We start from the raw sequence: 6,498 nt of genomic DNA, 5'->3' as shown, positions 1-6,498 counted from the left end.
TACCGGATAGCGAGCTGTGTCGCGCAATGGTCGCAATCTTCGATCAATACGAAACCCCTTATAGCCCGAATGGAATTAATAACGCTATCAGTGCAATGAAATTACAAATTCCGGTTATTGGTCATCAGCGACAGAACTTAATCGGATTTAGTAACGGTGTGTATAGTTTATCGACACAACAATTTACCCCACACCAGCCGGAAAACTGGCTCATCAATCATAACGGCATTGTTTTCACTCCGCCTGCTGTCGATGAAAATCTGCCAGATCATGCCCCTGCCTTTTACCGCTGGTTATCCCATGCAGCGGGGCACAATGAAAATAAAATGAATCACATTAAAGCGGCGCTGTTTATGATTCTGGCTAACCGTTATGATTGGCAATTATTTCTTGAAGTCACGGGCGAAGGTGGCAGCGGTAAAAGTGTGTTTACCTCTATTGCGACATTATTAGCAGGCGAACACAATACCGCCAGTGGTAATATGAAAGCGTTAGATGAGGCGAGAGGCCGCTATCAGTTTGTCGGAAAAAGCCTGATTACGCTGCCCGATCAGGTTAAATATGTTGGCGAGGGTGCAGGTATTAAGGCTATTACAGGCGGCGACCTGATTGAAGTTGACGGCAAATATGAGAAACAGTTCTCAACTGTGATTAAAGCGGTGGTACTGGCTACCAATAATGAGCCGATGAGCTTTACCGAACGCAATGGCGGCATTGCACGGCGGCGGGTGATATTCCCGTTTAATATTCCGGTCAAGGAATCAGAAAAAGATCCACAATTGCCGGAGAAAATAAGCCGGGAATTACCGGTGATTATTCGCCATTTATTAACCGAATTTGCCGACCAGAATAAGGCTAAAAAATTACTACAGGCGCAACGGGATTCCAGCGAAGCATTATCAGTGAAATGCCACTCAGATCCCTTATATCGCTTTTGTGGTTATCTGGTGTCCGTGGATAATATTATCGGGATGAAGATGGGAAATAAAAATATCGTGCCAAGGGCACCGCGCATTTATCTTTATCATGCTTATTTGTCTTTTATGGAAGCGCACGGGTTTGAACGGCCGTTAACCCTGACAAAATTTGGTGATTCAATCCCCAAGATTATGCAGGAATACCGGAAGGACTATCGAAAAGTCAGGACAAAGCAAGGGTATTCGTATAACGTGGCATTATCCGAAGAGGCCGAAGAATGGCTTCCGGCAGTGCCTGAACTTCGCAGAGGTTAACCCCCCAAATAAACTTTTGGTGTTAACTATACACACTGTGCACTAAAAGGAATAATTACATGATATTAAAGGTAAAAATAAGGTGTATAGTTATCTTTTAACTGTGCACCAAGTGTACATCCTATACACCAGTTATTTATTGTCAGGGTGAACAGTCATGCACAGTTGGTGTATATCATGTACACCGCCACAAACTCAGGCAGGGCAAGGCATTCAGGGGAAAATGCACAAGGTGTACAGTTGAGAGGGACAAAAAAATTTTCAGGGGGTATCTTCTGGCAGGCAAATAAAAGCCGGAGGAATCTAAGAAGATAAATTTAGTGCATCAATTTGTTTTTTTATTAGGGTACTATCTGAAATTTAAATTAGGTAATTATCTGATTTTATTTAAGAAGAGAGATTAATCACAATTTTGCTGGTGATCTTTTATTCATGTTGGAATAGATAAGCATTGCTGTTATATCCTGTTTAATTGATGCTATATGGAAATCGTGACACAAATCACTTGATTGTTACATGCCTTAATAGTAATTAATGAAATTATTCATGACGAATATTATGGAGAATTGAGGAATGACACATAAGAAATATAATCCCACTTGGGATGGCTATATGGGGGATGTTTTAAGGGGGAATGTGGGAATTAATCAGCTAAAGCCTCAACATGAATTTTTTGATGCTATTGGTCTAGAAAAAGTATTGAGGGATAATACCCAGTATCACTTTGTTCTCACATTATCAGAAGCTCAAAGCATTATTGAGGATATCAGTCCCCGCCGTCCACAAAGTCCAAATCATGGAGAAGCATTTGCAAGAGGTATGAACGAAACACACCTAAGTTATGAAGAAGCATTTGCAAGAGGTATGGACGCAGGAAACAAGAAAAAAAATCCTATGGCGCGTGTATTTTCTGTCACTGATCCCATATCTACCTACGCAGGAAATATCTATGATTCACGTGGATTCCATGATGTTGTTCGAGAATTTAAGAGCTTAGGCATTAAAGCGGCAGAACATGTAGGAAAAAATGGGGAAAGGTATATTCACATATCAGGGCATGCAGGTCTTCGGAATCGTATCATGGGGACACGATATCGTGCCCAAAATCCCCAAATGCTTGGAATGGGAATTGGGCAGCAGGGTCTTAATGCAAGCGTTGTTCAAGGAGTTAGATTCTCCATCATTTTTTCTATTGGATATCGAGTAATAGAAAGTATTTTTAAGGATGAATATACGCTAGCCGATTTTCTTGGAAATGTAACCATGGATATGGCTAAAACTGCTATTATCGCGACAGCCTCTTGGGCTGTCGGTTCAGCTTTAATTGCTACAGCCGCTTTAGGTGGCAGTATAATTGCTGTTGCGGGAATAGTTCTACTTGCTGGTTTTGCAGTGGCTTATATTTTAGATGCTCTTGATAAGCAATATGGGATAAGTGAAAAATTAATAGCACTCATAAAAGAAGAAATGAAGAGAAAACCAAGAACACCGGAAGCGGATTTACGGCATTTTTTTAATGGATTAGGAAGGTTTAGGTGAATAGTAAATACCTTAAAGCATTAGGTGTGCTGATATTATTATTGTTAATGACATTTATAGTTGCTTTCATTATTGACGATGCTATTTCATTAATATTAATGAAAGATGAAATAAGATTTTCTGGCACTGTTGTCATGGTTGTTATGTCTTCACCTCTATTATTATATTCGTTATCAAGCTCTGTTTTTTTCTTTATCTTTGATAGACTACCTAAATTTAACAAGATAGTTGTTAAATATCTTAGTAGGTTGATGATTGCATCATTTATAATTGGTTTTCCTATCTCTTTTTATGTTGATTATAAGTTAAAAAGTGATGGTTATCTGACATGCGATAAATTATCGTGGATGTCACCAACCACCTATGTAAAAGATTTATCACTGTGTAAATGAAAAAGTTTGTAAATATTCTGTCCTCGTGTTTTCGCAAGTTTAGCCTCTGAATGTCAGGGGCTTTTTTATTGTTTTTCATGATGCTAAATAGTGTTTAAAGCATATAAAAACCAACCGCAAAACACCATGAAAAAGCTACTTGAATTACGCCAGCAAAAGGCAACCCTTACCGAACAAATGCGCACCCTGCTCACCAAAGCCGAAACTGAAAAACGTTCCTTGACCGCAGAGGAAGCCAAACAGTTCGACGAACTGCGCAGCCAGTCCGACGCCCTGAACGCCGAAATTGCCCGTTATGAGTCACTGGCTGATGAAGAACGCAATCAAGTAAGATCCCAGCCGACCAGTGAAAAACTCAGCAACGACGAACTGCGACACTATATCCTGACCGGCGAAACCCGCACCTTGTCTACAGGCGTGCCGTCAGAGGGTGGCTATACCGTTATTCCTGAACTGAACAAGCAGATCATGCAGCAATTGGCTGATGAGTCGGTCATGCGCCGGATCTGTACCCTCAAGACTACGCGCAGCAACGAATACAAACAGTTGGTTTCAGTCGGTGGCGCAGCGGTAGCCCACGGGGAAGAGGGCAAGGCACGCGGTGAGACGTCCACGCCGAAGATGGAAGAAGTCAGCATTAAACTGTTCCCAATTTACGCTTACCCCAAAACCACGCAAGAAATCATCGACTTTAGCGACGTGGATATCTTGGGCTGGTTGACTGCTGAAATTGCAGATACCTTCGTCGATACTGAAGAAACCGATCTTGTCAGTGGTGACGGCAGCAAAAAGGCGAAAGGCTTTCTGTCTTATCCCCGCGATACCCAAGCCGACAAGGTACGTGCATTTGGCACACTGCAAAAGCTGGAAGCAGCCAAACTTGAGGCGGATAGCCTGATTGACCTGAAATTCCTGCTCAAGAATAAATACCGCAAGAACTCAGTGTGGGTGATGAACTCAACAACGGCGGCTCAGGTGCAGAAGCTGAAAAATGGCAACGGCGATTATATCTGGCGCGAACGTTTGCAAGCGGGTGATCCTGATATGTTGCTGGGCTTGCCTGTCCATTACCTCGAATTTATGCCCGATAACATCATTGGTCTGGGCGACTTCAAGCGCGGTTACTTCATTGTTGACCATCAAACCGGAACCCGTACCCGTCCTGACAATATCACCGAGCCGGGATTCTATAAGGTACACACGGATAAGTATTTAGGTGGTGGGCTGGTGGACTCCAACGCAATCAAGGTACTGGAAATCAAAGCAACCAGTAAATAAGCAAGAGGGGCACAGCGCCCCTTTTCCGTCTTGGAGTTCATCGAATGAATGATATTGAATTAAGAACGGCATCACTTTCTGCCAGCGATAAGAAGCTGACCGGTTATGTGATTAAGTGGAACAGCCGATCACAAATCTTATGGAATGAATTTGTCGAACAGTTCGCCCCGAATGCGTTTAGTGCCAGCTTAACTTCTGGCGTCGATGTCAGGGCACTTTATGAACATGATCACATGAACCTGTTAGGCCGCACCACGTCCGGCACATTGCAATTAAGTGAAGATGCCACCGGATTACGCTTCGAGTTAACCCCACCCGATACGCAATTAGGGCGTGATGTACTGACACTGGTTGAACGCGGTGATATTTCTGGAATGAGCTTCGGGTTCAGGGCATTGAAGGATCAGTGGGATGTGGGTCAGGAGCCTTATATCAGGACAGTATTAGAAGCCGAACTGAGAGAAATCACTATCACCAGCTTACCCGCCTACCCTGAGAGTGGCGTGGAGATCGCCAAACGTTCACTGAATGCAGTTAAGCCCTGCAATTTGCGCCACTACTGGCTGCAACTGTCCGAGGTGTAACCATGTGGCCGTTTAAGCGTAAAGAGCCTGAGACTCGCAGTATGACCATTGATGAGTTTCTTTCTCTGGCAGGCGTATCTAACACCAAATCGGGCGAGCACGTTTCACCCTCGACAGCCGAAGGTTTACCCGCCGTGATGAATGCCGTCACGGTGATTAGTGAAGCGGTGGCAACCATGCCCTGTTACCTTTATCGGGTACAGCACCAGAACGGGAAAGAGTCCCGTGAATGGTTGAGTGATCACCCTGTGGATTATTTGCTCAATGAGTGTCCGAACGACTGTCAGACACCGTTTCAGTTTAAGCGCACCCTGATGCGCCATTGTTTACTGAATGGTAATGCCTATGCGGTGATTGTCTGGGACAACGACGGACAGCCACAATCGTTACACCCCTACCCGCCGTCAGCGGTTGTATCTCAACGGTTATCGGATCACCGGTTCGCCTATACCATCACTGAACCTTATAGCGGCAAGGTCAAAACCTACCTGCAAGAAGAAGTCTTACATTTACGCTATGCCACCGAAGATGGCTTTCTGGGGCGTTCGCCTGTCACCATTTGCCGTGAAACATTGGGCTTAGGTCTGGCGCAACAACGCCACGGCTCAAGCATTATGAAAGAGGGGATGATGGCGGCGGGCGTGATTAAATCCGCTGATTGGTTAGATGGCACGAAAGGCGCTAAGGCACTGGAAGCCCTCGAACGTTACAAGGGCGCTCGCAATGCAGGCAAAACACCGATCCTTGAAGGCGGGATGGAATACCAGCAATTAGGCATGAGTAATCAGGATGTGGAGTGGCTGGCCTCTCGTCGTTTCACCATTGACGATATCGCCCGGATGTTCAACGTCAGCCCTATCTTTCTGCAAGAGTATTCGAACAGCACCTACAGCAACTTTAGTGAAGCATCACGCGCTTTTCTGACGATCACCATGCGCCCGTGGCTTGCCAACTTTGAACAACAAATTAAATCCGCCTTGCTGATGGCGTCACCGAAAAAGGGCATTCGCTACCAAGTTGAATTTGATACCGCCGATTTGCTGCGTGCCAATCCGAAAGAACGCTTCCAGAGTTATGAAACCGCGATTAAGTCAGGGGTGATGTGCCCGAATGAAGCCCGCGAACGCGAGGGATTATCACCCCGTGAAGGGGGTGATGAATTCAGTCAGGCATGGAAGCAAACGGTCGAGGTGAAGAAACAACCGGAGGGCAAAGAATGAGAGCAGGCGCATTGAGGCATCGCGTTACGTTACAGAATTTTACCCAGATCAACTTGCCATCGGGTCAGCGTATGCAGGTGTGGCAGGATATCGCCACGGTCTGGGCAGAGGTCAAATACATTAGCGGGCGTGAATTGATGGCCTCCGGTGCAGTGTTCACCGAAGCCACCGTACGTATCTGGCTGCGCTACCGTGCTGATATCACCACTGCAAACCGCATCTTCTATCAGGGTGACAGTACCAACGGTCAATT

General features: G+C 45.1%; 7 protein-coding genes. All 7 read left to right on the top strand.

The window, feature by feature from the left end; all coding sequences use genetic code 11:
• A partial coding sequence (locus AB204_RS01455) for a DNA primase family protein (RefSeq protein ID WP_047961622.1) occupies positions 1–1,232 on the top strand: 1,232 nt, incomplete at its 5' end.
• Positions 1,233–1,805: 573 nt separating this feature from the next.
• The gene (locus tag AB204_RS01450) at positions 1,806–2,771 is read left to right on the top strand and encodes a hypothetical protein (RefSeq protein WP_084728503.1); all 966 of its coding nucleotides are present in this window, start codon (positions 1,806–1,808) and stop codon (positions 2,769–2,771) included.
• Positions 2,768–3,163, top strand: a complete 396-nt coding sequence (locus tag AB204_RS01445; RefSeq protein WP_047961618.1) for a DUF1240 domain-containing protein — start codon at positions 2,768–2,770, stop codon at positions 3,161–3,163. Before AB204_RS01450 ends, AB204_RS01445 begins: the two co-directional genes overlap by 4 nt.
• Positions 3,164–3,289: 126 nt before the next feature.
• Complete coding sequence (locus tag AB204_RS01440; RefSeq protein WP_047961620.1) at positions 3,290–4,441, top strand: phage major capsid protein; 1,152 nt, start codon at positions 3,290–3,292, stop codon at positions 4,439–4,441.
• A 44-nt stretch (positions 4,442–4,485) separates the two neighbouring features.
• Entirely contained in the window at positions 4,486–5,025 is a 540-nt protein-coding gene (locus AB204_RS01435) for an HK97 family phage prohead protease (protein WP_047961617.1), read from the top strand.
• Positions 5,026–5,027: 2 nt separating this feature from the next.
• Entirely contained in the window at positions 5,028–6,245 is a 1,218-nt protein-coding gene (locus tag AB204_RS01430; RefSeq protein ID WP_047961616.1) for a phage portal protein, read from the top strand.
• Positions 6,242–6,498: phage head closure protein (locus AB204_RS01425; protein ID WP_047961619.1), on the top strand; the 257-nt coding region annotated here is incomplete at its 3' end. The genes AB204_RS01430 and AB204_RS01425, both read left to right, overlap by 4 nt.

The sequence above is a fragment of the Xenorhabdus khoisanae genome (genome assembly GCF_001037465.1).
Classification (GTDB): domain Bacteria; phylum Pseudomonadota; class Gammaproteobacteria; order Enterobacterales; family Enterobacteriaceae; genus Xenorhabdus; species Xenorhabdus khoisanae.
Note: the sequence above shows the minus strand (reverse complement) of the source record. Positions and strands in the feature narration are given on the sequence as shown.